Source organism: Candidatus Thiodiazotropha sp. LNASS1, assembly GCF_964212655.1.
GTDB lineage: Bacteria > Pseudomonadota > Gammaproteobacteria > Chromatiales > Chromatiaceae > Thiodiazotropha.
Genome location: NZ_OZ156465.1, coordinates 386199 through 410607, shown reverse-complemented (window position 1 = coordinate 410607; position 24409 = coordinate 386199). Strand labels below are relative to the sequence as shown.

Here is a 24409-nt window from a genome sequence, read left to right as displayed (position 1 = left end):
GACGACACAAGATGTTCAGACTCGAAGTTCTCCCGGCGCGTTACGGCGATTGTCTCTGGCTCGAGTATGGGTCGAATCCGGTGCGGCGCATGCTGATCGACGGCGGCGCACCCGGTGTCTACAAAAGAGCGCTCAAACCCAGACTGAAACGGCTATCGGATGAAGAGCGTGAATTTGAGCTGTTAGTCGTCACCCATGTCGATTATGACCACATCCGCGGTATCATCGAACTGGCTCAGGATGACAAGCTCCCTTTCAAGGCCAGGGATATCTGGTTCAACGGCTATCGACATCTTCCCGAACCGCCCGGCCCGAAAGTCCTTGCAGGCAAACATGGAGAACTGCTCACCGACCTTATCTTGAAAAACGGCCACAGTTGGAACTGCCATGGCTTCGATGGCAATGCCATTGTCATTCCTGAATCCGGAGAACTTCCCCGTATCGAATTCGATGACGGGCTGACGATCACACTGATGAGCCCCACGATCCCGATGCTGGCGGACCTGCGCAATGACTGGGAGAAATCGTGCCTGGATATCGACATCACCCCGGGAGAACTGGAGGAAGCCAGAGCAGAGGGACGCTTCGCCCTGTTAGGGGAAGAGGAGCCACCGCCGGAAAAAAAGCGCCCGGACATCGAGCAGCTTCTCAGGGAAGAGTACACGGAGGACCACTCATCCGCCAATGGGAGCAGTATCGCATTCCTCATTCAATATGGAGATTACAGGGTACTGCTAGCGGGCGATGCACATCCCAGTACGCTGGTGGAATCTATAAAACGTCTTGGAGATCAGAAGCTCAAACTCGACCTCTGCAAACTGCCCCATCACGGCAGCAGGGGCAGCGTAAGCAGTGAGTTGATTCAACATCTCGATTGCGAAAACTATATATTTTCCACCAACGGCGACCAATTTCAACATCCTCACCCTGAGGCGGTTGCACGGGTTATCGAGTATGGAGGTGACAAGCCCGAGCTGTGGTTCAACTACAACAGTGACGAGACCCTTATCTGGGATGATGAAAAACTCCGCGATGCCTATGGTTATGAGACCCATTATCCGCAAGATGAAAAGACCGGACTGTTGTTTGTCCGAGGGACTGATGAATGAAATCGATATTGGTCGAATTCGCTCGATTCAAGAATCTGGGAACAGGGATTCTACGGGAAGGAGACGACTATTTGCGAAGCATCACGAGTCATCGTGTACATCAGGTTCGTATACCCATCAACCAGCTGCCTTTCAGTCAGTTGATGAACAGCCTGCGCTATGTCTACAAGGATAAGCATGAGTACGATGACGCATTTAAAAGTCTCTCCGCTCTGGTAACCGATCTTCTGCGGCGCCAGGATTACATGGATGTGGGTGAGCTGCTTGATAAACTCAAATCCAGCTGCGAGGAAGGAAATGAAGCCTTGTTACAGCACGTGGCACAACTGCTGCAACAACACGATAAAGCGAGTTTCCTGGAAGAGGGCCCACTACTGGAAGAGGTCAATAAGAATAGCGACAAGCTACAACAGATCGACCTGGTAACCAATGCCGCCGAACTCTCAGCGCTTCCCTTCGAGGCTGCATTGGCCAATGACGACAAACCACTGTTTCTTAGCGGCAAAGGTGTTGTACTTACCCGTCGTGTGCGTGGTGTGTTCAGAGATTTCACACCGCACTGGCCCATCACACCCAAGGTTTTATTCATCTGGTCCGCCGCTGGTGGCAGTGTTCCCCATCAAGAACACAAGGATGCGCTACTCAATGCCCTTAAACCATGGCTTCCGCCGCAAAATATAGATAAGGTATTCGTTGAGATCGGCAATGCGAAATACAGAGATATAGAAAAAATCACCTGTGAGGATGGATTCACACACTGCCACCTGTTGGCGCACGGACAGCAGATAGACAGGAAGAATGACAAACGATTCGGTATTGCTTTGGACCATCGTATCGAAGGTGCCGATGTCATTACCCCGGATGCCCTTTGCAAGGCCTTGGAAGGCATCCGTTCCAGCGCCGTGGTTGTGACGCTGGCCGCATGCGATGCAGGTAACCAAACCGATGTAATCAATCCCGATAAAAGCGTGGCTCATCTACTGCATACGAGCGGTTTTCCCGTGGTGATTGCATCCCAGTTGCCTTTGACAAAGTTTGGTTCAGAGATATTGACCAGGCGTTTTTATGGAGATTTGTTAAATGGTCTCGACGTTCGTGAAGCTCTCCACCATACCCGGGAAGAGCTCTACGACAACCAGTCAAACGCGGGTCATGACTGGGTCAGCCTGGTGGGCTATGTACAGCTGCCCGAGGGCTATAACGACATACTGGAAGAAGTTCGACTGAAATCCCATCTCAATTCACTGAAGAATCTAAGGGATCGTGCCGAGGCATTGGCACGGGTTGGTGCCAGTCGTGAGGAATTTGAGGCCATCGGAGGTGACCTGATAAAAGAGATCGAGGCACTGAATAAACTGCTTGCTAAAACTAAAGAAATGCGGGCTCTGGATGAGAATCGCGGCTTGCTGGGAAGTGCGGAAAAGAGGCTGGCGGAACTGCTCTTCAGGCACATCGGGGACGATGCCGCCAAAGCAGCCTCTCGCGAGGCGCTCAATCGTGCCTGCAAATGGTATAAGGAAGCATTCGATGCCAATCCCTCCCATCATTGGAGCGGCGTCCAGTATCTGGCGTTACAAGCCGTCATCACCGGAAAGGTGGATGCAAATATGTGGAAAACCGCCTACCGTGCCGCCGAAGTCGATCGTGTACGACCCAGTGAATATTGGGCCCAGGGTTCGTTGGCGGAACTCGCGCTACTGGGAACGCTCATCGGAGAGCCAACCGACGAAACAGCCGCATTCTATCTGCAAGAGATGAGGGCCCGGTTTAAGGTCGTGCAGGCCAGAAAACCTGACGCGGATAATCCGCTCCAATCCACAGGACTTCAATTACGCCGATACGAAGCATGGTGGTTGACGGCCAATGGGTTCTTTCCCGATAGCATAGACCTTGCCGATGAGGCCAGGGAGCTGATCCCTCTATGCCGACAGGAATAGACTGAATCTTAATAAGCGATATGAATGATCGATCCAAAAAGGATAACTATTCCTTTATAAGCTATTCGCGACACGATCAGGATTTCGCCAGACGATTGGCGGGTGATCTGTCAGAACGCGCTCATCATGTTTTTTTTGACCAGACCAGTATCCCTGCCGGTGAAGATTGGACCCGTTCGATCCAAACCGCTCTGGAGTCGTGTTCACGGTTGATCCTGATACTCTCACCCCATGCCGTTGAATCAAAAAACGTGCTCGATGAAACTCGCTATGCTCTGGACCATGGTAAATCGATATTTCTCGTGCTCTACCACGATTGCAGTCTACCATTCTGGTTGTGGCGAATCGAATATGTCGATTTCCAGAGTAGTTACGATAAGGCATTCACCAAGCTGTATGCCGAACTAAGCAATCAACCCCGCACTGCCGTACTACCGACTAAAATGGAAAGCGCTGCCATGGAGACTCCACGGCAGGCTTCCAGCCGCAACCTGGTGGTCTGCTTTGACTTTCAGCAGTTCCCCACCTTTGAGTTAAACAGCAACGCTTATTACCTGACACGCATGGCTTACTCAGCGTCGGAGCGCCAGATTGTCTACTACGATCCAGGCGTTCAGATGCGTGGAGGGACAGATTTTCTTTCCGCCTTGCGGCAGAACTTAAGGGCTGGTCTAAGGGTATGGACAAGACATGACATTGCGGAACATGTTGAGTACGCATATAAATTTCTGATGGATAACTATCGAGAGGGTGACCGTCTGTTCCTCTTCGGTAGCAGCGCAGGTGGTCCGATGGCGATCGCACTTGCGGAGATACTCGAAACATTCGGCCTTCTGGATAAGGCCGGGACCATAGTTGTACCTTACGCGATCCATGGCATGGGCCGGGTCACTGACTCTGAGGCACAGGAATTTAAATCGAGCCTATCACGTGAGTGCCCGCCATACTTTATTGGTATGTGGGACTGTGTAAGGGTTATTGGCGCCTTCAGCCGGCGTCGGAACAATCCACAGCTGTCGGAGAAGACTGTGTTTGGCTATCATGCACTGGCCATCGATGAAACCCGCAAGTTCTTCCAGCCGGTGCTGTGGGACAACACTACCGCTCAGGGCCAGACTCTGGAGCAGACTTGGTTCGCTGGCGTACATGCTGACATAAGCGGCGGCTATCGTGAAAGAGGTCTGTCGGATATCCCGCTGCAATGGATGCTGGACAAGGCCAATGCCGCCGGCATGCTCATAGATCAAGAGCAGTATCAACGGCTTCAGCCCGACCCTTTATCAAAAATGCATAATTCCAGAGTCGGACCATTGCGTTTTTTCCCAAGCCACCCTCGCAAGATTACAAAAGGTGCAATGCTGCATCCCAGTGTGGAGAAAAGAATACAGCAGTCCGACTATTCACCCGGTAACCTCAAAAAGATATGAATTGATGAGTTGAACCCGACACTGCTCGAATTATATTTAATCCGGTTTTACGGCGTCAGCTATTTTCATTTCTCCTTCAACCCACTAAATACCGGTCCAACCCCTTCACCTCACTATTCCGCAACAGATAACTACTTCGATTGCTGCGCCGCGCCCGCTGACCATCCAAGGTAACCGAGACCGGTTGCCGTTCGAGGATGCATAAACGGCGACTCAGGCAGTCGGCGCGCCAACGGGGGCTGGCCTTCTTGGCACGCTCCTCCACGGCAATCCGGGTCAGGGTGAATTCATCCTCGGGCTGCTCCGCGGCGACACGTCGTTTGATGGCGGCATGGGCCTTTTTGAGACTACCCTGTTGCACACCCATGTCGTAAAGCGCTGCGAGACAGCGCAGATTGCTGATTTCGACCGGTGAGACTCCATGCAGAAAGGCGAGTGCGGACATCAGCAGTTTACCGTATTTATCATAGGCGTAGCGCAGCATCACCTGGCGGAAAAGCGGCTCTCTGCCAACCGCCTGCAGATAACCCCTCCAGGGTTGGGCAAATCCATGTTTAGCTGAACCCAAGCTCAGGTCATCCGCCCAGGCTACCGCCTTTATTCTGGAGCCATCGAGCACCTTCCAGAACGCCAGATAGTCTTCCTGGTCATCAAAACAGCGCCGCAACCGGGATTCATCCTCGCCACGGAAGTACCTGAACAGCTCCTGCAGGGTACCTGTTTTGAGATTGCATTGAATCGGTCCAAAGGAGAGGCCGGCTTTATCGAAATTGCCTGTCACCTGCTGGTAAGGATCGCCGCTGGTCTCGAAGGCCGCGGTCACTTTCACCCCGCAGTCGAAGGCAAGCCTGGGCGAGATCCGTGGAAGCATTGAAGGCTTGTGCATCTCAACATAGAGCTTATCGTTAACAGCCACACAACGACTGAAGTAACCCTGCCGGATAAGTTTGATCGCTTCCTTTTGCAGTAGGTCAGGATCCTCTGCCGCTATCATCAGGTACAATCCATCGTCGGACGGCCTCTCCACCGCGGCAGGCCGTCGAGGGTCGATTTCGATGGGGGCCGCGAGGTTGTCTCGCAAAATCTGCAGGCCGGCTACAAGTTCCCTGTGTACCCGGACCTTCCCGTTCGTTCTATACAACTCTTTCAGACGGAAGTTGGGTGTCACACGGGCATCGGGATGACCTCCGATGATGAACTCACTCGCAATTTGGACGTTACCGACCATGGTTTCTCCTTTTATAGCAATACCCAACCGCTGCCGATGTTCACACAATGGCAGCTATGCTGACACACTCAAGCGGAGTGCCGAACTTGATCTAGCGTTTAATGATTCGATCACTCTGCCTTATCTCACCAAATCTTAGCAAAACACGCAGCTGCCGCATCTGTTCTTCGCTAACGGTATCAGACGCCAAAACCAGCGAACGGGGCGGCCATCCCTTGTCCAGGTCGAAACGCAACACGACCAACCAGGGTATAACGAGACTGTCCCGGCGAATCCTTGCCCGCAGATTTCTGCCATCCTCCATGACGATTCTCGCCCTGCCATAAGGCGTGATGGTCACCTTGCCAATCTGTCCGTCATTTCCCTTCCCGCCCTGCCGGAAAGAGAAATAGCCATACAGTGCCAATGCCGTCAACAGAGATAATTTAGGCCACAGCATCATGGGTGCAAAGAGGGTTGTCAATAATGCCAACAGATGGATGGCTACACGCCAGGCATGGAGTAGCCGGGATGGCATTGGTTGCAGTGTGATGGATTGAATCGTCCCTGACACAATCTACGCCTCCTTGCGTTACTAGACTGGATGCCAAGTCTATCATGAAAACGTAATTATCCCTTTCATCATATCGAGTGGGTAGATTGTTTAAAAAAAGCCAGTCAACGAACAAAGAAACGTTAGTCAGGTCGCTAATGAACGCCAAATACCTCAAATAGCCCGCTGTTTATAACTCACAATCACAATGCCACGCTCAACGCCCATCAATTTGCGAAGATTTGCGGTGACTGGCGTGCATTTGCGGCTTGGCTTTATATCAGCTTGATACCCACTCCCGCAAATGACCTGACCCACCTACCCATTAGGGCGGGTGGGCCGGAGGTGACTGTATATCCGTGTTGATTCAGCGAATGCGTTGCTGTCGATGGACGATCTGTGCGGCTCGAAACTCATCCGGGGTTACTTCGCCATTGCTATCCCTATCGATAGAAGCAAATGTGGGCGCATTCGCCAGGTTCCTCATCAGATAGCCCTGGCTGGCCCTCTCACTAATCCGTTTCGCCCTGGCCTGTTCGAATTCATCCCGTTTTAGAATACCGTCTCCATTCATATCGAAATCGCCGAACTTCGGCATGTCACGGCCTCTCATGCCCTTCCCGTCCATTCCACTGCTTCCTTTCATTAATCGGTTCGCGTGTTGGCCGGCAAGCAGTTCCTTTTCATTAATTCTGCCGTCATCATTGCTGTCGAAATTTCGGAACACCGGATTCGCTGTCCTGCCCATGGGATAACCTCGTTGTGCCCTTAAGGCTCTCCTCTCGGCATGGATGGTTGCAAACTCCTGTTGACTGATGAAACCGTTACCATCCCTATCGAAGACCGAAAATGGGATCGGGCCTGTTGCCGTCAGCTGAGTTTGCGCAAGCAGAAATCCAGGCACAGTCAGTAATACACTCATTACGATCGATCTGTTCAACTTCATCATGGCTGCTGTCCTACTCGATTCCGCGCAATGGCATCGATCCTGACACCTTGCACAAAATACTGGAGGGGGCTCCTTGCCTCCCTGCTACTTTCAGTGTAGGTGGGCAAGATTAATTCAGGCTGAAAATTGAACTGTGTTTTTATTATAAAAAGCAAGTGCGGCAACAAGCCCATTCCATCTATTGCAAGGCCAAAATGAGCGGCTGTGCCGTCCTCTCAGCCTTTTTCCTGGAAGACCTGCTACTACCACCCCCGAGTGCAAATGGTTCCAAGGAAAGTTGAAAAAGGGCGCTTCGCATCACGTTCATTGTTCGAACTCCTGACGCAATCGAAGCTGTAGCAGCTTCCCCTGCTTAAACGCCTCTTTCAGCATCAGACGCTGGCTTGAACTTAGATCAGAGGGATTGACCCGGTTGATTGCATCATAATCCCCGCCAGCCAGTTGTCGCTGCATGCGTATCCGTTGAATCAGATCAAATGCTTCGATGGTGGCTGCCGTGTCGGCAGGCGATCGCTTCATGTCGCTTGTGGCCGCCCGCAGACGTTCCGCGGTATTGGTTGACCAGACACCATGTTTTAACGCCCAGATACGGGCCGCGTCGATAAAAGGTCGGGCACCCCGTTTCTTTAAATCGATGGTATGTGGATAACGATGGCCGCCATCATAGGAGAATCGGCCAAACCAACCCAATGCGGGTGCACAGGTCAGCGCCTCTGTCGCCATTGCGCGTAGGAACCGAGGATGTTCCGCTGGTCTTGGCAATAACCAGTTGTGCAGATCGTCGACCAGCTCGTCCTGACCATACAGCGGTCGGAAATCAAAAAAGATGGTTGCATTCAACAACGATTTTGGATCCGGCGTTGAGAGCCAATGCTGAAACCTGTCACGCCACTCACTGACAGAGAGGCATAGCTTTGGATTGCCGGCCATAATATCGCCACGACAGAGGGTAAAACCGCAACGGTCGAGGGCCTTGTTTACCGCTTTCGCGAACGGAACAAGGGCATTGCGAATCTGTGGCGTATCCTCTTCATTATCGGGTTGAAAGATCAGGCCATTGTCCTGATCCGCGGCAAAGGTCTGCTCGAGCCTGCCCTCCGAGCCGAATACCATCCAACACCAGGAGACAGGGGGCAGGTCGAATTCGTTGGCGATCAATTCAATGACACGCATACAGAGCAGGTCGTTCAAACCCGACATCCATTGGCAGAGAGCCTCCACACCCATGCCGTTGACGAACAGCTCTTGCCCCCTCTGTCGAATCGCCTTGGCGGCATTGGCCATACTGTCCACGTTACCGGCATGTTGAACGGTGTTAATCAGGCCCTCTGCGCCGCCTTCCCGAAATCCCGGCAGATCGGAATGCGACAACAGATTGTATAGCCGGCCGTTGGACTCCAACAGCACCAGATGACTCAATCGACTGCGTGTCAGGGCGACCCTGGCCCGGTGTGCCGGCGCATCCACCGGCAGGGAGATCGGCGCAGCCGTCATATAGGCGATCACCGGCTCACTCAAATCCGCGCGTTTCAGGGTAATCGCTTCGATAAGCTCCCGCAGTGTCACGATGCCGAGCGGTGCGTCAATCTGCTGAGCAACCACCCCTGCTTGAATGTCATCACGATTGAGTGTGAACAGAGCATCGCGTATGCTCGTTTCGGGTTGGATAATCAGGGGTTCATTCTGGGCCAACTCCCGTAAGGGTATATCGCCGATCCCTGCCGACATATGCGCCGATTTAAACTCCGCGAGCGGTTTAGGCGGCCTTGGTGGAGGTTGCTTAGCCGGCATCATAAAACGCTCTCCTTTCACTCCTGTGACTGTAGAAGCTGGTTAACCTTATCGACCAGATCATGGGTCGAAAAAGGCTTGGTAATATAGGCGTCCGCACCGAGGGATATCCCCTTTTTGATCTCCGCTTCCCGTCCTTTGGCGCTCAACATCAATATGGGCAATCCTGAAAGTGCAGGATCTGCACGTATCTCACGACACACCTCAAAGCCGTTCTTGCGTGGCATCATGACATCCAGGATCAACAGATCTGGGCGTGTATCTGCAATCATCTCAATTGCCACCTGGCCATCACTCGCCGTCATGACCTGATAGCCCTCCCGCTTCATCAGATACTCGACAGAGAGTACGATATTCGGTTCATCATCCACAATCAGAATTGTCTTTGTCATTGGCCTCTCCGGATATCACGCCGCTTTCTTTTTTTTGGGGAGCGCAAAGGTAAAGATAGCACCATTCTCATTTGTGCTTTCAGCCCAGATAGTTCCTCCCAAGTGTTCGACAATCTTCTTGCTGATCGGCAACCCCAGTCCAGTGCCTATCGGTTTGTTGCTCGCGCTTCCCGCCTGACGGAATTTCTCGAAGATATTTGGCAGCTCCTCTGCGGCGATTCCGGGCCCATTGTCGGCTACACTCAGTTCATATCGATCCTGCTTTGATTGGAGACGAATGGTCACCTCCCCTGTCCGTTCGGGTACGAACTTGTGCGCATTCGACAAAAGATTGAGCAGTACCTGCATCAGACGATCGCGGTCCCCGGTCACGACACAGGCGTGGTCAGGAAGCGCTCTGATCACACGGGTTCCGTGATCGGCAAACAACTGTTCTGTTGAGGAAATCGCCTCTTCGACAATTTCAAGCAAATCCACATCTTCCGCATTCCAGTCGGCACGTCCCGATTCGATTTTGGCCAGATCCAACACCTGATTGACAAGGCGCGACAGACGTTTGGTCTCATTCACGATGATGCCAAGAAAGCGCCGTCTTTCAGTAAGCGCGATATCCGGTTCGTCGTTAAGGATCTCGGAAAAGGCACGAATCGAAGCGAGGGGAGTACGCAACTCATGGGTCACGGAGGACATAAAATCATCCTTTAAGCGATCGAGCTCCTGCAGACGTTCATTGGCCTCCTTAAGCTCACGCGTTGCCTTCTCCAATTGATGGGATTTCCGCTCCAGCTCTTTGCTGTAGGCGCGTATCTGCGAAGCCTCGTCAAGAATATTCAGCACTTCATCCATACCCAGTGTCTCTTCCGTGGTCACTGAAGAGACCATCACCCGCGCGGATGCACTGCCGATCGCACCAGCCAGCAGGGTCTCTGCAAAGTAAACCGTCTCGGCATCTGCAGGCAGCTGTTTGATGTCTGTCAGCTTTCTTCGCTTGGCGAAGGCCTGAAACAGATGCCTGGCCCGCTCGTTTCCCAGGAAGCGTTCCGCAAGATGCAACAGCTCCTTTACTTCTGCGGTTCCACGCCATAAGCCAACACCCAGGAACTGCTGATTTTTCAGGGCATCGACAAACAGTGATGCCTGAGTGGCCTCATCAACCCTGGGGGTTCGCCAAAGTGAAAACATGATATAGGCGCCAATATTGAAGGACATACTCCAGAACAGGCAGTGAGTGATCTCATTCAGACCGGTCAGGCCGAACAGCGCTTGTGGCTTGAGCAGTTCGATGGCAAAAGGTCCATGCTCCAGCAGGCCTGCCGGTAGCCAGCCCGACTTGGCGAATGACGGTAACAGTAGCGTATAGACCCAGATAGCGAATCCGGACAATAGTCCGGCCAGGGCGCCACTGCGTGTACCGCCACGCCAGTAGAGGCCGATAATCATGGCCGGTGCGAACTGGGCCACCGCTGAAAAGCTGATCAACCCGATGCTCACCAATGCATAGGCTTCACCGGCAAGTCGAAAGTAAAGAAATCCCAACAGCAGAATCAGAATGATCGCCCCGCGTCGTATGCGCAGCAACAGTTTGCTCAGATCCGCATTCGGAGGTATCTGTTTCCAGCGTTTCAACAGGAGAGGCATCACCAAATCGTTGCAGACCATGGTTGACAGGGCGATGGTCTCGACTATCACCATCCCGGTCGCGGCGGACATGCCGCCAAGGAAGGCAAGCAGGGTCAATGAGCCTTGGTTGTGCGCCATGGGCAGTGTCAACACAAACGTATCCGCATCCACATTCTCCCCGGCAAAGGTCAGTTGTCCCGCAAGTGCAATGGGTATCACAAATATATTGATTAAAAACAGATAGAGAGGAAACAACCAGACCGCACGTCTTAAATGTTGTTCACCGCTGTTTTCAACCACGGCAACCTGGAACTGACGCGGCAGCATCATCACAGCCAACGCAGACAGTAGCGTTAAGGCGAACCAATTCTCGTAACCGTTCATACCGTCGATAATCAGCGGATTGAGAATACCGGCATTTTCCGCCTTATCGAAAAGGTCGGTAAATCCATCATGCAGTTGATAGGTCACAAAGATGCCGACCGAGAGAAACGCCACCAGCTTGACAATCGATTCAAACGCGATAGCGGCCACCATCCCCTCATGCCGCTCGCTGGCATCTAGATGTCGTGTACCGAATAATATGGTAAAGGCCGCCAGTAGAAGCGCGACATAGAGCGTTGTGTCCTGTAACAGGGGAAGCGAGTCTGCGGGATTCGGCATGCTGACATCAGGATAGGTCAGCAGAATGGTGAAACTGCGTGAAATTGCTTTCAGCTGCAGGGCGATATAGGGAACGATACCCAGTACGGCAATGACCGTCACCAAGCCGCCCAACAGGTGACTTTTTCCGTAACGTGAGGCGATGAAATCCGCGATGGAGGTGATGCGCTGACTCTTGCTTACACGCACCATCTTCAACAGTAAGGTGCCCCAGAGTGCGGCGATCAATGTGGGCCCGATGTAGATCGGTAAAAAACCGATACCCGTGGCCGCGGCCCTGCCGACACTGCCGTAAAAGGTCCATGCCGTACAATAGACAGCCAGGGAGAGTGCATAGATCGTGGCATTGGAGATCACCGAGCGCTTTTGATCCGCTCGCCTATCGGCCCAATAGGCAATCGCGAATAACAGGCCCAGGTAACCCAAAGAAGCGATAACGACGATAGTGGTAGTCAGCATGCTGCCTACCGTTAGTGTTTTCTACCCTCGACTGTCCACGCAGCCAACAAAATCAAGGCCAACCAGATGCCAAAGAGGTAGAGGTAGCTGATGGGAATGCCGGCCCACTCGGAGGTCTTGTCAAACAAGGTGAGTACAGGCGAAAAGAAGAGCAAAAATCCGAGCAGTGTCACACCGGCAAGTCTTTGTCGTGTTTGGGTTGATCGGTTCATACTCACCGTCCTTAACGTACAAACATTACCCTCAGTATATGCCAGTTTCAAGAATACAGCTGATTGACGCACACTACCCTGTTATAAACGGTTTAAAACCACGCTGACTCTGAGCCCACGCAGTTCCGGTGACCGGTCGAAGATCAACTCACCGTCATACAGACTGACCACGTCGGACACTATCGCCAGACCCAGCCCCTGTCCCTCTCTGTTTTCATCCAGGCGGCTACCGCGCGCTGTCAGTCTGCTGACATCCTCATCCGCCAATCCCTCACCATCGTCTTCAACAACAATCTGCAAATGCTCTTTTCCGGAAATGGTGCAGCGAACCCTGCTTTTTGCCCATTTACAGGCGTTATCAAGCAGGTTGCCCAATAATTCAAGGATATCCTCCCGGTCTCCGAATGGTGGTTGAACTCTTGCTGTGACGGCCTCTATTGTTAGTTGTTTATCCCGATAGATCTGCTTTAAGACAGTCACCAAATCCAGTAGATCGACTTGTGGATCGAATCTTTGGCTCGTAGTACCGCTGCCCGCAATGCGGGCGCGTTTGAGCTCTCTATCGATCAATAGCCTTACCCGCTCAACCTGCTGACCGGCCAGAGCGCTATCAATACGGTTTTCACTATCTGTTGATTTGTCAAAGTAATGTGTCAGCAGGTTCATGGGGCCTTTCAATGCATGGGCGAGATTACCCAGGGCATTTCGGGATCGTTGATTGCGTCTAGAGAGCAACTGCAACAGATGATTGATCTCCTTGACCAATGGATAGATCTCATCCGGAACCTCTTCACTGAGTGATTTCTCATCCCCTGTGGCCAGACTTTTAACCTCCTCCCGCAAGGGTTCTATACGACGGAAGGCCTGCCTGACAACCATACCCTGAACCAGCAAAAGCGTGATCAAACCCACCATTGCCAATATGGCAAAGTTGCGCAGGAAAAGATCCCTTTGCTGTTTTATCGGCATGAGGTCCTCCGCTACCGCCACAGTCAAATCCAGTCCCTGCTTTCTGAAGCCGGCAACATATACCAACAACTGTTGTTTATCCGGCCCAAGTATGTGGATACGTCTCTTTTCTCCTAGCTTCAATGTCGGCAGCTGAAGTTTGAAGTCCCACAGTGAACGCGAAGTAAGTTCAATGCCATCCTGCTGACGAACGAGATAGTAGTGGCCTGAATAGGGACGATGATAGATTTGATTGATACGCGAAGGCCGGACCTTGAGATGTTGCTGCTTAATGATCATCGCACTCAGCAAAGCCTCACTGTCGTGTTCAAGTCTGGAGGCGATGAAATCCTCTGTGAGGGTTTCTATGCTCCTGGCGCCAAACAGCCATAACATCCCCATCAGCACGATGAGAGTGAGTGCCAATCCAAGGTGGAGGCGGTGTTCGAGGGAGTTACTGCTCAATACCGACATAAATATAACCCTGTCCACGACGGGTTTCGATCACCTGTTTACCCAGCTTGTCTCGCAAACGGCGAATATAGACTTCAATCAGATTGCTGTCTCGATCAAAGTCCTGTTCATAGACATGCTCCGTCAGCCGTGTTTTAGAGAGTATCTTGCCCTTGTTGAGGATAAAGCAGCGAAGCAGTCGAAATTCAGTGCCGGTAAGCTCAAGCCGTCGTTGATCGGGCAGTATGACCTGTTGTCTCTCCTCGTCCAGTTCCAGGCCACCTGACTTCAGGCTGGCGCCGACCAGCTCGTGACTGCGGCGAATCAGCGCCTGTAAACGCACCACAAGCTCTTCGACATGAAACGGCTTGCCGAGATAGTCATCCGCACCTGCCTTGAATCCCTCCACCCGCTCATGCCAGGCATCCCGCCCGGTGAGAATGATCACCGGTGTACGGTTATCCCGTGCCCGCCAGTTCTTCAACACTTCCAGACCGGAGCGGTTGGGCAGTCCAAGGTCCAGGACAATGAGATCATACGCCATGTTATCGCCCATGAACTCCGCTTCGATGCCTTCATGGGCATGATCGACGGCAAATCCCTGCTGCTCCAGGTCGTGCTTCAAGGAAGTCACAAGGAGATCATCATCTTCAACCAGCAACAAACGCAAGATCAATCCTCCAGTTCACGTTCCAGAATCTCACCCGTAGCAGCATCCACCTTGAATTCCCATACCGCGCCTTGTTCATCGAGAATCTCTATCTCGTAAATATAATCCCCCTCTTCACGTTCCAACTCCAGTTCAAGAATCCTGCCAGGCTGCAGTGCCTGTATAGTCGGAAGCAGATCCTCGAAGGGCAATATAGCGCCAGACTCGGTAAGTCGTTTTACCTCCTCATAACCCTCGTCGGCCAGTGATAGAGTGGAGATCACGAGGACCATCATGATCAGCGTTTTAACAGTTGATTTATGCAGCATGCTTACCATCTTGATATATCAGAACAGGCTTGAGTGCCCGCAGTATAGCTTCACCAGCGGTCGAAACACACACTAATCGTCCCATCGACCGATTCCCGGGATATTGATTTCGTGTTCGTTATAGGATCCTTGCAACGCCTTTTTATGACAGCTGTCGCAGTTACTGAAAGAGAGCTTTTCGCCACTATTCTTATTCCTTACAGAATAAGGTATTTCATTGTGCTCATGCTTGAAAAAACCGGTTTCTGTAATTCTTTCCGGCACAGGCGAAGATCGCAATGACCACATTACCTTTTTGGGTATCTCTCTGTTGATCCTGTCTGCAGCGTTCGAAATCAGGTAGCTCGATAGAGTTGCTTGATCCTCCTCCGATAGCTCCGCATTTTCGCCAAAGTGATCATCCAGTTTTCCCATCATTGTCCGCCACGATGCTGCCGGAAGAAATACAGGCTGATAGGGAAAATGACAACTGCCGCACTCCTCTTGGTAGAGCTGGCTATACTGGTTGTGGTTCGGCTTGTTTGCGGATTTAAACCAACCACGAAACAACTGTTCACCCCAGTCGTCGTCATCCTCTCGCGACCCGTCACGATCAGCCAAAACCAGTCCATTTCCCAGCAAGGTCAATGCAAACAGTAAAGCAAGCAGCAACCAGAATATTTTAGTCTTCATAATTTACCTCACTAATGTTTTTGAAGATACAGCAGGAGATCACCCTTCTCCTGGGGTGTGCATACCCTTCCCCATGTCCACTTACAGTTGCGTTTGAACCATTTGTTGATTTTTTTCGGATCACTCAAGCGCTTCGCATTAGCAGATGGCGCCATCGGTTCAATTCGTTTACCCGTCTTAATGTGCTTGCCTGCCTTGCTTAGATCTTCACCATGGCAGTCACTGCATGACCTGGGTTTCCCGCTTTTTTTATCGATAACCGCGCGCACCCAGGCATCACGTCCCTGTTCAGCGGAAAAAGGTCCGGCCCCACTGGCCTGAAACGACTCAAACATGTTATCCAGGTTGTTCGCCTGCAGAACAGCAGTACTTAAGAACAGTAATGAGAATAGGATCGACTTCATTAGTCATGTCTCCAACACATAAGCATCTTTCGAAAGTGGTTTTCCAAAACCGGTCATACACGTTTACTGCCGGTAATCATTGCACGCACCAGATTTTCCCGATGGGACATTGAACCGAATCCCACACCGATCAGATGTACCACTACGAGAAAAAGTGTGAAGTTGGCAAAGAACTCATGCACCTCTTCCAGAAATTCACTGCCATAAGCGGTGCTGGAAAAGAACACATCGGCCAACGGACCTGCCCCGGTGGCGCCGTATGCAAGTAAACCGGTCAAACTGGTTATCAGGAGTGTTGTCAGCAATGCGACGATCATCGCACCGCCGGCAGGATTGTGGCCAAGGGTACGTTCGGCACGTAACTGAACGAGATCCCGCAGATAGGCAACCACAGTGGACGGGGATTTGACAAAGTCGGTGAAGCGCGCGTAACGGGTACCTAAAATACCCCATACCAGGCGAAACAGCAACAGCACGGCGATCAGATAACCTGCATTGACATGCAGCCCCATCCACTCGTCCTCTGTCAGCCATGCAACTGCGAATGCACCCACCAGGCTCCAATGAAACAACCTGACCAGCGGGTCCCAGACTTTGATTTCATCTTGACTATTCATCGTATCTCTCTCAAATCCATCGTGTTGAGAGAGAGCATGGCAGAGGTAGATGAAATCAAGCTGAAAATCAGTTTTTCGGTTTGAGCGAACTGAACGGTGCGGTGCGGCAAGCCGCACCCTACACCTGAAAACCTGATAGTGAATATGGCCTGTTTGAAATAGAAAGCCGCGAATGAACGCGAATCACCACAAATGATCGCCAATTTTTTATGAACCTCTAATAAATTCAGAGGCACCTTTTATATATGTTTATGTTGTTCCCGCGGAGGAGCATAGGGACTGGGGATGGTACAAAAAAACTAACAACATATTTGCGTTTCTTCGCGGTGATTTGCGTTCATTTGCGGATATTCATTCAATAGGGTTTCAAACGACTAAAAAAGCCCCTGCCTATACAACAGACAGAGGCATAAACTTACAAGGGAAAAGTTGTATCTTTATTTCACCTTCACCTGCAACATCTCCTCACCGTCTTCATCCGACAGGTGGACCGCACAGGCAATGCAGGGGTCGAAGCTGTGTATGGTCCTCAGAATCTCCACCGGTTGTTTTACATCAGCGAGCTGGTGGTTATCCTGCAACGCTGCCTCGTATGCACCGGCCTGACCAGTACTGTCCCGTGGCCCGGCGTTCCAGGTGCTCGGCACCACTGCTTGATAGTTGGCGATCTTGCCATTCTCAATAACGATCCAGTGTCCCAGTGCGCCACGGGGCGCTTCCATGAATCCCACTCCCTTGCATTGATTCGGCCAGGTGGCGGGCTCCCACAGGGATTCGTTGAAGGTCTTGGTATCCCCCGCCTTGATATTGGCGATCAGCTGGTCATACCAACCCTGCATCGCATCCGCCAGGATCTTGGTTTCGAGGGTTCTTGCAGCGGTTCTGCCAAGAGTTGAGAAGAGCGCGCGGGTCGGCAGTTCCAGCTTGCCCAGGGTCATGTTGACCAATTCCCGGGTCTGCTCATGTCCCTTGGCGTACAACATCAGGACACGTGCCAACGGTCCCACTTCAACGGACTTGCCCTTCCATCGCGGCGCCTTCAACCAGGAGTAGGACTCCTCCACGTTCAGATGATCATAGGGGGGTTCGGGGCCGGTATAGTTGAGTGATGTTTCGCCCTCATAAGGATGCAGACCCTGATCCTTACCCTTACTGTAGTCGTACCATGAGTGTGCAATATGCTCCTGAATCTCTTCAGCATTGTTCAGATCCAACGGATGCACGGTTGAGATATCCCTGTCCAGGATGACGCCGCTTGGGAAGAAGAAACTGTCTGGCTCATCCATCGAAGTGGCGGGCAGGTCACCGTAGCAGAGGAAGTTGCCCAGTCCCTCTCCCCGCTCGCCCCAATCCTTGTAGAAGCTCGCAACCGCCAGCGTATCGGGCACATAGACCTGGTCGGTAAATTCACGCATCTTGTTGATGACGTTTTGTACCTGAGAGAGTTTCTTGCTGTTGATGGCCGAGTCGGAGTTGAGATCGATGGCGGATGCCACACCGCCCACCAGAAAGTTGGGATGGGGATTCTTGCCGCCGAATATGGCATGCAGCTTGACAACGTCACGCTGCCACTCAAGGGCCTCCAGATAGTGGGCAACCGCCATCAGATTCGCGGCCGGTGGTAACTTGTAGACCTCGTGCCCCCAATAGGCCTTGGCGAAAATACCCAACTGCCCGGCATCGACAAATCCCTTCAGTTTCTTTTTTACATCCGAGAAATAGCCCGGAGATGCCTTCGGCCAATTGCTGATCGACTGGGCCAAGGCGGCAGTCTCGCCGGGGTCGGCGGAGAGTGCCGACACCACGTCCACCCAATCCAGGGCATGCAGGTGATAGAAATGCATCACATGATCATGGATATACTGGGCACCGATCATGAGATTGCGTATCAGCTGTGCATTTGGCGGAATCGGATAGTTGAGGGCATCTTCTACCGCGCGTACCGAAGCGATTCCATGCACCAGGGTGCAGACACCGCATATACGCTGCGTAAAGGCCCAGGCATCCCGGGGATCCCGGCCCTTGAGTATGATTTCGATGCCGCGAACCATGGTCCCCGATGAATAAGCACTGGCTATCTGATCACCATCCATCTGGGCCTCGATACGCAGATGACCTTCTATTCTGGTGATGGGGTCAACGACGATTCTGTTACTCATTTCTCTCGTCTCCTGTCGATACGATTAGCCATGCTGCCAGGACTGTTTACAGGCCCTAGTGATACTCACTCTTCTTTTACCAGATGCTCAGCAAGCATCTCTGTCAAACCCACAACCGGAATCTCCATGCGGTACTCTTCGAGACCCTCCTCTATAATCAGCCTGCAATTCGCACAGGCCGTAACCAGGGTCTCCACATTCAGCTCATCGAGTTGCGTCTTCTTGCGTTTGAATACCTTAAGACGCAATTCTTCCGCCCTCTCATTGGCACTCACGCCTCCACCTCCGCCACAACACCAGTTCATCTCTCTGGCATCCTGCATTTCGACAAATTCACTGGCGACCATCTTGAGAAGGTTACGCGGTGGTTCCAATACACCGCCCTTGCGGACGATCTGACACGGATCATGGAAGGTCAGCCGAGTCTCATCCATGCCCTCTGTCTTCAACCGACCGCTTTCACGCAGCTCGTCCAGCAGCTCCAGGATGTGCACGACCTTGAACTTGTAAGGTCTGCCGATGAGGTTTGGACCCTCCCAGCGAATTGCGGTATAGGCATGCCCGCACTCAGGGCTGATGACATATTTGACCTTCAGTTTCTCGGCCGCGACCACGACCCGATCGACAAGCACTCGGGCGATATCCGAGGAGCCGATCTGAATACCCGAGTTAGTCGCCTCGAAGGCTTCGGAACTGATCGTCCAGGTCACACCCGCCTGTTTGAAGATGCGGGATAAGGCCTCCAGATATTCCGGGAAGTTCATGATCTCCATGGAGGAAAGCAACGCCATATAGTCGACGCCCTCCACATCCACCGGAATCTTCAATCCGGTATCGGCCTCCACATGTTTGATCTGCGCCGCCAATGCGGGGAACTTAACTCCCATCGGGCTGCCGATTGTCACCGCTCTGCGACTGGCGCCTTTCATACCTTTCGGCGAGTAACCCGCAGCAACGAATCCCTCTCTGGCATGCCGGATCATGTAACTGATATCGTTGCCTACCGGGCAGACCATGGAGCAGCGTCCGCACAGGGTGCAGGCATCGTAGATCAGAGGCTCCCACTCCTCCAGGAGTTCGTCGGAAACCGGTTCGCTCAAACCGAGCATCGATTTCAATTTACCCCAAAGGGTAAACTCCTGCTCCCATACACGACGCAGTGGTTCCAGTTTGTTGATAGGTGTGTATTTTGGGTCGCCTGTCTCGGTATAGAAGAGGCAGGCCTCGGCACACATACCGCAATTCACGCAACTGGAGAAAAAGGAAGCAATCGGTGCGTTCATCTGTTCACGAAAGACATTCATGCCTCGTTCAAGGGTTGCTTCGCTCATGACTGAACTCCTCTGCGACCTGCCATGGCCCCGTTATACCAACGGGCGATAAAGAATGTGAAAGCATGCATCAGTTTGGTAAAGGGAAATACCACCATCAGGATTTCCACACTGAGAATGTGCAGACCCAGCACCAGCGGATAGGGATCGACCATCCGATGGTAGGCCAGATAACCCGTGATCATGGGCAGAATCGTTACCAACCAGGTCAGGTAATCTTCCGGACCACTGAGGTAACGCTTCACTGGATGGCTCAGACGGCTGAACAACATCGCCACCAGGGTGACAATGGTTACTGCAGCGACGGCATCAACCAGATTGCTGGCAATACCCGGCCAGCTGAGACCGATGGTGGCATGGATCAGCTCGATATGTGGAATGAACAGAAAAAGGCTGATGAAGAAACCGATATGCCAGATATAACCACCAACCACCGTGAACGGTGAACGCCTGAAGGAACCCTTTTCCGGCAAGGTTCGTGTAACCACAGTTCGCAGGCCGGACCCCAGTTCCGCCCCTCTGGGCTCTGAGTAGTCGGGCTTGCGACCTAATATCAATACCTCGAGTAGCCGGATCAGAATACCGATCAACAGCACCACCAGTGCGATATCAAAACCCGGCCCTCTAACCCATAGAAGAAAGTCAACTGGTGTGTTCATGATCTCTTATCCAAGTCATCGATAGTTACTGTTTCATGCTCGGAAGCAGCCTTGGCCTGCTTGCTGCGATTGAGCGCTCCGGCTGCCGCGCCAATGGCAACACCCGCACCCACTACATAGGCAGCCTGCCGGATCACATCACTGTCTGGAATCGACAACGCATTGTAGAAGCCACCGGCATCCCAGAAATTGGGTTCAGAACAACCCAGACAGCCATGTCCCGATTCCACCGGCCAGCTTGCACCCTGATTCCACTTGGCGGTTGCGCATGCGTTATAGGTCATCGGACCCTTGCACCCGAGGCGATAGAGACACCACCCCTTGCGCGCCCCCTCGTCATCGAAGGTTTCGGCAAACAGTCCTTTGTCATAGAAAGGCCGCCGATAACAGCGGTCGTGGATGCTCTTACCGAAAAAGACCTTTGGTCTGCCCAGGCTGTCGAGCTCCGGTAGAGATCCGAACGTGAGGAAATGTGCCAATACGCCTGTAATCACGGTCGGAATGGGTGGGCAACCCGATACATTGACAACCGGCTTATCCTTCACGATATCGGAGACCGAGACCGCTCCTGTGGGATTGGGTTTAGCCTGTGGCAAACCACCGAATGCCGCGCAGGTACCCACAGCAACCACGGCAGCGGCATTAGCAACCGTCTCTTCTAGTATCTGCAGATTGCTAATCCCTGCGATAGTGGAAAAGCCTGGATTCGCCAGTGGTATGGAGCCATCCACAACAACGATATATTTACCTTCGTTTTCGTGCATCGCCGCTTCACGCGCAGCCTCTGCGGCATCACCGGATGCCACTTGCAGGGTATGGTGATAATCGAGAGAGATATGATCGAAAATCAGATTCTCAACGGTGGGTGAATGACTGCGTGTCAGGGATTCAGTACAGCCGGTACATTCCTGAAATGAGAGCCATATGACCGAGGGCCTCTTCGCTTTCTCGAGAGAAGCGGCAATCGCAGGCACCATTGCCGGCGGCAACGCCATCATCGATGCCGTGACACTGCAGAATTTCAGAAAACCCCGTCTGGAGACGCCGCTTTCCCGCAAGCTCTCCCCAAGTGTTTTAGCGATGGGTTTGAGTTCTTCAGCCATTACTACTCCTCCCGCAAACGACAATCATGCGGAACTATCTGGGTTTAGCTGTTGTTCGAGTCTGATAATCGCATCCGAGATGTCCTCGGGTTGAGACCTGACGATCTCCGGTACACGATTAATCTCAAGTGAGAGGGCAACGCGCTCACCTGCGGCGTTGTAATGATCGATTAGCCAGACACCGGGATAGAGGGTCTCGCAAATACGGCTTTTACCCAAGGATTGAAGCTCGATAGAAACCTCACCGCACCCGAGATGGTGCAGCAGTGCTTCCTCATCGCCTGGGCCGAAAGGTATGGACTTAAGATCGATTGTAGCCGCCACGCCTCGCTCCTTGAGTTGTTTCAACGAATGCAATACTTCATGCATGACAGGGATAGCATTTGAGTGATTGACGGGTGGGTTAGCTCTGTCCGTTCCCTCAACCCGCACAGCGATGTCTTGCAGTTTCTGCATGAGTCACATCAGCCCGATGTCACAGAGAATATCTGATTTATATAAAGAATATCACTAAATACTGATACTTGAGCTGATCTGGATCATAATTGCAGACTGAAAACCTGATCTCGGACAACTCAATGCAAAAAACAGAGTTACCCCTATCCGGCAGGTAAGAGGCCCCATGACTTCAGTATCGAGACAGTCTCGGCAATCCCCTGCTCAACTGCCGGTTCTACGGTCTTGCTCAATGCTTCCCCCCAATCCAGATGCTCGGGTTCGATGCCAATCAGACAGCGTCGAGCCGGCAGGGTATCTGAAAGTCGGGCTATATCGAGCAGGTCGCCCAGACTTACCTCATGCACACTCGCACGATTGCCTTGAAGGTAGCTGTCCATCTCCTGATCGTGGAAGACTCTGAGCGTGCCGGGGGGCTCTCCCATGCGGGCTGCATCCGCCACGATCAATCCATCCGCCCTGGCGATCGGCTCCGCCAGCGTAAAACTGAGGGTACCTCCATCCAGATACTCAATACCTGGAACCGCCCCGATCTGCCGTTGCATACGATTCACCAATTGCACGCCTATACCCTCGTCGCTTAACAGGGTATTACCTATACCAAGTATCAAGACATATTTGATTGACAAAAATAATCCCCTTGCGAGAATGAAACAGGCATGCTACTGGATCATAACTGTAAACGAAGGTTATATCATGTGCCTGGGCATACCCATGCAGATCAAAAGTATCGACGGCTTTACCGCACAGTGTGAAGCAAAAGGCATTCAGCGGGAAGTGAGCCTCTTCATGCTGCAGCATGAAGCATTGCAGCCGGACGACTTTGTTGTCGTACATGTCGGATATGCAATCCAAAAAGTCACGCCGCAGGAAGCTCGCTCGGCCTGGGAGATCTATGACGAGATGCTGGCGAAGATGGAATCCCCACCTGATGCATGAACTATCTGTCTGCCAGGCAATGCTGGCGCAGGTCGAGGCGATTGCAAAGCGGGAAAACGCCAGCCAGGTTATCAGAATCGTCATCCACATCGGCCCCCTCTCCGGCGTGGTGCCGGAACTGCTGCAACAGGCCTTCACGATCGCCCGTGCGGGCAGTATTGCCGCCGAGGCTGAACTGGAGACAGCATTGCAACTGGTACGGGTACGCTGCCAACAATGTGGCGCCGAGTGCGATGTATCGGCGAATAGATTGATCTGCTGTGAATGTGGTGATTTCCGTACACAACTCATCAGTGGGGATGAACTCCTGCTCGCCAGTGTTGAACTGACACGGGAGGATAACGATTGAATCATGCGGGCTTGACCAGCTGTGAGACCAAATTGAGGAGCTTATTCTGATGTGCGACACATGCGGCTGTAACATCACAGAGGGCAATCGGCATCTCATTGAAGAGGGAGGCAGACATGCCCATGCAGAGGACGGCAGCGTTGCAGTGGAGGTGTTACAGAATCTGCTCAGCGAAAACGACCATCAGGCCGCCCATAACCGTGAGCATTTTGACCGTCATCATCTACTGGTGATCAATCTCATGTCATCACCCGGCAGTGGTAAAACCCGCCTGCTGGAAACCACCATCGACAAGCTTGGCCATAAATACCGGATCAGTGTTGTCGAAGGCGACCTTGAGACAGAGAACGATGCCGAACGCATCCGGAAAAAAGGTGTGGAGGCTATCCAGATCACTACCGGTACCGCCTGTCACCTTGATGCCCATATGATCCACCACGCCCTGCATAAGATGAATCTGGACGAAGTGGACATCCTGTTTATCGAAAATGTCGGCAACCTGGTCTGCCCGGCCAGCTTCGACCTGGGTCAGCATATCAATATCACCCTGCTCTCAGTTACCGAAGGGGATGACAAGCCCAGTAAATACCCGGTCATCTTCCGCGCAGCCGATCATGTATTGTTCACGAAATCAGACCTGCTGGCGGTATTGGATGATTTCAGCCCCGAACGGGCTGAGCTGGCGGTTCGCCGGCTGGCCGTTGAAGCGCCCGTCACACTGACTTCAGCCAAATCAGGCGAAGGCATGGATGCATGGCTGGACTGGCTGCAGGAGCAAGTTGAACTGCAGAACGAAAAACGTTCGAGGGGAGAGACCCTGCATCCGAAACTGCAACCTGATGGTGTGAAGTTACATACTGATAAATTCTAGGAGAGAAATGAGCCGCGAATAGACGCTAATCACCGCAAATCAAACGCAAATGGAATGATGCTACTCATTAAACTATCTCAGTTTCATATGTTGCTGATCACACGGTCGCTTATGAGGACTCTTTCATCTCGTATACAATTATCACTTTCAA

Annotated in this window: 25 protein-coding genes; 6 read left to right on the top strand and 19 right to left on the bottom strand. The window is 52.3% G+C overall.

Annotated elements, in window-relative coordinates; all coding sequences use genetic code 11:
* Positions 1-11 precede the first annotated feature (11 nt).
* Genes AB8516_RS01670 through AB8516_RS01660 form a run of 3 tightly spaced genes read left to right on the top strand, consistent with a single transcriptional unit; the run spans position 12 to position 4473 of the window.
* Positions 12-1109 carry a ComEC/Rec2 family competence protein gene (locus AB8516_RS01670; RefSeq protein ID WP_369157449.1) on the top strand — a complete coding sequence of 366 codons (1098 nt, stop codon included), beginning with the start codon at positions 12-14 and terminating at the stop codon, positions 1107-1109.
* On the top strand, positions 1106-3046 hold the full coding sequence (locus tag AB8516_RS01665; RefSeq protein WP_369157447.1) for a CHAT domain-containing protein: 1941 nt from the start codon (positions 1106-1108) through the stop codon (positions 3044-3046). The genes AB8516_RS01670 and AB8516_RS01665 overlap by 4 nt, the downstream gene beginning before the upstream one ends.
* A 20-nt stretch (positions 3047-3066) precedes the next feature.
* Positions 3067-4473: a phospholipase effector Tle1 domain-containing protein gene (locus AB8516_RS01660; RefSeq protein WP_369157445.1), complete on the top strand. Its 1407-nt coding sequence runs from the start codon at positions 3067-3069 to the stop codon at positions 4471-4473.
* Positions 4474-4549: 76 nt separating this feature from the next.
* Here AB8516_RS01660 and AB8516_RS01655 read toward each other — a convergent pair whose 3' ends face one another.
* From AB8516_RS01655 to AB8516_RS01565, 19 genes are all read right to left on the bottom strand, one after another.
* Complete coding sequence (locus AB8516_RS01655) at positions 4550-5701, bottom strand: hypothetical protein (protein WP_369157443.1); 1152 nt, start codon at positions 5699-5701, stop codon at positions 4550-4552.
* Between the two features lie 91 nt (positions 5702-5792).
* The gene (locus AB8516_RS01650; RefSeq protein WP_369157441.1) at positions 5793-6254 is read right to left on the bottom strand and encodes a protein YgfX; all 462 of its coding nucleotides are present in this window, start codon (positions 6252-6254) and stop codon (positions 5793-5795) included.
* 346 nt (positions 6255-6600) lie between these two features.
* Positions 6601-7182: an EF-hand domain-containing protein gene (locus AB8516_RS01645; protein WP_369157438.1), complete on the bottom strand. Its 582-nt coding sequence runs from the start codon at positions 7180-7182 to the stop codon at positions 6601-6603.
* Between the two features lie 303 nt (positions 7183-7485).
* The gene (locus AB8516_RS01640) at positions 7486-8976 is read right to left on the bottom strand and encodes a DUF294 nucleotidyltransferase-like domain-containing protein (RefSeq protein ID WP_369157436.1); all 1491 of its coding nucleotides are present in this window, start codon (positions 8974-8976) and stop codon (positions 7486-7488) included.
* 14 nt (positions 8977-8990) lie between these two features.
* The gene (locus tag AB8516_RS01635) at positions 8991-9365 is read right to left on the bottom strand and encodes a response regulator transcription factor (protein ID WP_369157434.1); all 375 of its coding nucleotides are present in this window, start codon (positions 9363-9365) and stop codon (positions 8991-8993) included.
* Between the two features lie 15 nt (positions 9366-9380).
* Complete coding sequence (locus AB8516_RS01630) at positions 9381-12107, bottom strand: ATP-binding protein (protein WP_369157432.1); 2727 nt, start codon at positions 12105-12107, stop codon at positions 9381-9383.
* 11 nt (positions 12108-12118) lie between these two features.
* Positions 12119-12319 carry a hypothetical protein gene (locus AB8516_RS01625; RefSeq protein ID WP_369157430.1) on the bottom strand — a complete coding sequence of 67 codons (201 nt, stop codon included), beginning with the start codon at positions 12317-12319 and terminating at the stop codon, positions 12119-12121.
* Positions 12320-12400: 81 nt separating this feature from the next.
* Entirely contained in the window at positions 12401-13741 is a 1341-nt protein-coding gene (locus tag AB8516_RS01620) for a sensor histidine kinase (protein WP_369157428.1), read from the bottom strand.
* On the bottom strand, positions 13722-14390 hold the full coding sequence (locus AB8516_RS01615) for a response regulator transcription factor (RefSeq protein WP_369157426.1): 669 nt from the start codon (positions 14388-14390) through the stop codon (positions 13722-13724). Before AB8516_RS01615 ends, AB8516_RS01620 begins: the two co-directional genes overlap by 20 nt.
* 2 nt (positions 14391-14392) lie before the next feature.
* Positions 14393-14698: a PepSY domain-containing protein gene (locus AB8516_RS01610; protein ID WP_369157424.1), complete on the bottom strand. Its 306-nt coding sequence runs from the start codon at positions 14696-14698 to the stop codon at positions 14393-14395.
* Positions 14699-14770: 72 nt separating this feature from the next.
* Positions 14771-15370: a diheme cytochrome c gene (locus AB8516_RS01605; protein ID WP_369157422.1), complete on the bottom strand. Its 600-nt coding sequence runs from the start codon at positions 15368-15370 to the stop codon at positions 14771-14773.
* Positions 15371-15381: 11 nt separating this feature from the next.
* Complete coding sequence (locus AB8516_RS01600; RefSeq protein ID WP_369157420.1) at positions 15382-15774, bottom strand: DUF1924 domain-containing protein; 393 nt, start codon at positions 15772-15774, stop codon at positions 15382-15384.
* A 53-nt stretch (positions 15775-15827) separates the two neighbouring features.
* Positions 15828-16391: a cytochrome b/b6 domain-containing protein gene (locus AB8516_RS01595; protein ID WP_369157418.1), complete on the bottom strand. Its 564-nt coding sequence runs from the start codon at positions 16389-16391 to the stop codon at positions 15828-15830.
* 437 nt (positions 16392-16828) lie between these two features.
* Complete coding sequence (locus tag AB8516_RS01590) at positions 16829-18550, bottom strand: nickel-dependent hydrogenase large subunit (protein WP_369157416.1); 1722 nt, start codon at positions 18548-18550, stop codon at positions 16829-16831.
* Between the two features lie 65 nt (positions 18551-18615).
* Positions 18616-19881 (bottom strand): (Fe-S)-binding protein, encoded by a 1266-nt coding sequence (locus AB8516_RS01585; protein WP_369157414.1) that lies wholly within the window; start codon positions 19879-19881, stop codon positions 18616-18618.
* Positions 19878-20540, bottom strand: coding sequence for a hypothetical protein (locus tag AB8516_RS01580; RefSeq protein WP_108294188.1), 663 nt, complete (start codon positions 20538-20540; stop codon positions 19878-19880). Before AB8516_RS01580 ends, AB8516_RS01585 begins: the two co-directional genes overlap by 4 nt.
* Positions 20537-21643, bottom strand: a complete 1107-nt coding sequence (locus AB8516_RS01575; protein WP_369157412.1) for a hydrogenase small subunit — start codon at positions 21641-21643, stop codon at positions 20537-20539. The genes AB8516_RS01580 and AB8516_RS01575 overlap by 4 nt, the downstream gene beginning before the upstream one ends.
* A 24-nt stretch (positions 21644-21667) precedes the next feature.
* Positions 21668-22099: a hydrogenase expression/formation C-terminal domain-containing protein gene (locus tag AB8516_RS01570; protein WP_369157410.1), complete on the bottom strand. Its 432-nt coding sequence runs from the start codon at positions 22097-22099 to the stop codon at positions 21668-21670.
* A 143-nt stretch (positions 22100-22242) separates the two neighbouring features.
* The gene (locus AB8516_RS01565; protein ID WP_369157408.1) at positions 22243-22728 is read right to left on the bottom strand and encodes a HyaD/HybD family hydrogenase maturation endopeptidase; all 486 of its coding nucleotides are present in this window, start codon (positions 22726-22728) and stop codon (positions 22243-22245) included.
* A gap of 67 nt (positions 22729-22795) precedes the next feature.
* Between AB8516_RS01565 and AB8516_RS01560 the strand changes: the two genes are divergently transcribed.
* From AB8516_RS01560 to hypB, 3 genes are read left to right on the top strand one after another with little or no spacing between them, the layout of a single operon-like run.
* Entirely contained in the window at positions 22796-23038 is a 243-nt protein-coding gene (locus AB8516_RS01560; RefSeq protein ID WP_108294228.1) for a HypC/HybG/HupF family hydrogenase formation chaperone, read from the top strand.
* The gene (locus tag AB8516_RS01555; protein WP_108294180.1) at positions 23031-23387 is read left to right on the top strand and encodes a hydrogenase maturation nickel metallochaperone HypA; all 357 of its coding nucleotides are present in this window, start codon (positions 23031-23033) and stop codon (positions 23385-23387) included. Before AB8516_RS01560 ends, AB8516_RS01555 begins: the two co-directional genes overlap by 8 nt.
* A gap of 49 nt (positions 23388-23436) precedes the next feature.
* Positions 23437-24258, top strand: coding sequence for a hydrogenase nickel incorporation protein HypB (gene hypB, locus AB8516_RS01550; RefSeq protein WP_369157405.1), 822 nt, complete (start codon positions 23437-23439; stop codon positions 24256-24258).
* The last annotated feature ends 151 nt before the right edge of the window (positions 24259-24409 follow it).

Coding starts and splice junctions, on each gene's coding strand:
- AB8516_RS01670 (WP_369157449.1), top strand. CDS start 12: ATGTTCAGACTCGAAGTTCTCCCGGCGCGTTACGGCGATTGTCTCTGG.
- AB8516_RS01665 (WP_369157447.1), top strand. CDS start 1,106: ATGAAATCGATATTGGTCGAATTCGCTCGATTCAAGAATCTGGGAACA.
- AB8516_RS01660 (WP_369157445.1), top strand. CDS start 3,067: ATGAATGATCGATCCAAAAAGGATAACTATTCCTTTATAAGCTATTCG.
- AB8516_RS01655 (WP_369157443.1), bottom strand. CDS start 5,701: ATGGTCGGTAACGTCCAAATTGCGAGTGAGTTCATCATCGGAGGTCAT.
- AB8516_RS01645 (WP_369157438.1), bottom strand. CDS start 7,182: ATGATGAAGTTGAACAGATCGATCGTAATGAGTGTATTACTGACTGTG.
- AB8516_RS01640 (WP_369157436.1), bottom strand. CDS start 8,976: ATGATGCCGGCTAAGCAACCTCCACCAAGGCCGCCTAAACCGCTCGCG.
- AB8516_RS01635 (WP_369157434.1), bottom strand. CDS start 9,365: ATGACAAAGACAATTCTGATTGTGGATGATGAACCGAATATCGTACTC.
- AB8516_RS01630 (WP_369157432.1), bottom strand. CDS start 12,107: ATGCTGACTACCACTATCGTCGTTATCGCTTCTTTGGGTTACCTGGGC.
- AB8516_RS01625 (WP_369157430.1), bottom strand. CDS start 12,319: ATGAACCGATCAACCCAAACACGACAAAGACTTGCCGGTGTGACACTG.
- AB8516_RS01620 (WP_369157428.1), bottom strand. CDS start 13,741: ATGTCGGTATTGAGCAGTAACTCCCTCGAACACCGCCTCCACCTTGGA.
- AB8516_RS01610 (WP_369157424.1), bottom strand. CDS start 14,698: ATGCTGCATAAATCAACTGTTAAAACGCTGATCATGATGGTCCTCGTG.
- AB8516_RS01605 (WP_369157422.1), bottom strand. CDS start 15,370: ATGAAGACTAAAATATTCTGGTTGCTGCTTGCTTTACTGTTTGCATTG.
- AB8516_RS01600 (WP_369157420.1), bottom strand. CDS start 15,774: ATGAAGTCGATCCTATTCTCATTACTGTTCTTAAGTACTGCTGTTCTG.
- AB8516_RS01595 (WP_369157418.1), bottom strand. CDS start 16,391: ATGAATAGTCAAGATGAAATCAAAGTCTGGGACCCGCTGGTCAGGTTG.
- AB8516_RS01590 (WP_369157416.1), bottom strand. CDS start 18,550: ATGAGTAACAGAATCGTCGTTGACCCCATCACCAGAATAGAAGGTCAT.
- AB8516_RS01585 (WP_369157414.1), bottom strand. CDS start 19,881: ATGAGCGAAGCAACCCTTGAACGAGGCATGAATGTCTTTCGTGAACAG.
- AB8516_RS01580 (WP_108294188.1), bottom strand. CDS start 20,540: ATGAACACACCAGTTGACTTTCTTCTATGGGTTAGAGGGCCGGGTTTT.
- AB8516_RS01575 (WP_369157412.1), bottom strand. CDS start 21,643: ATGGCTGAAGAACTCAAACCCATCGCTAAAACACTTGGGGAGAGCTTG.
- AB8516_RS01570 (WP_369157410.1), bottom strand. CDS start 22,099: ATGCAGAAACTGCAAGACATCGCTGTGCGGGTTGAGGGAACGGACAGA.
- AB8516_RS01560 (WP_108294228.1), top strand. CDS start 22,796: ATGTGCCTGGGCATACCCATGCAGATCAAAAGTATCGACGGCTTTACC.
- AB8516_RS01555 (WP_108294180.1), top strand. CDS start 23,031: ATGCATGAACTATCTGTCTGCCAGGCAATGCTGGCGCAGGTCGAGGCG.
- hypB (WP_369157405.1), top strand. CDS start 23,437: ATGTGCGACACATGCGGCTGTAACATCACAGAGGGCAATCGGCATCTC.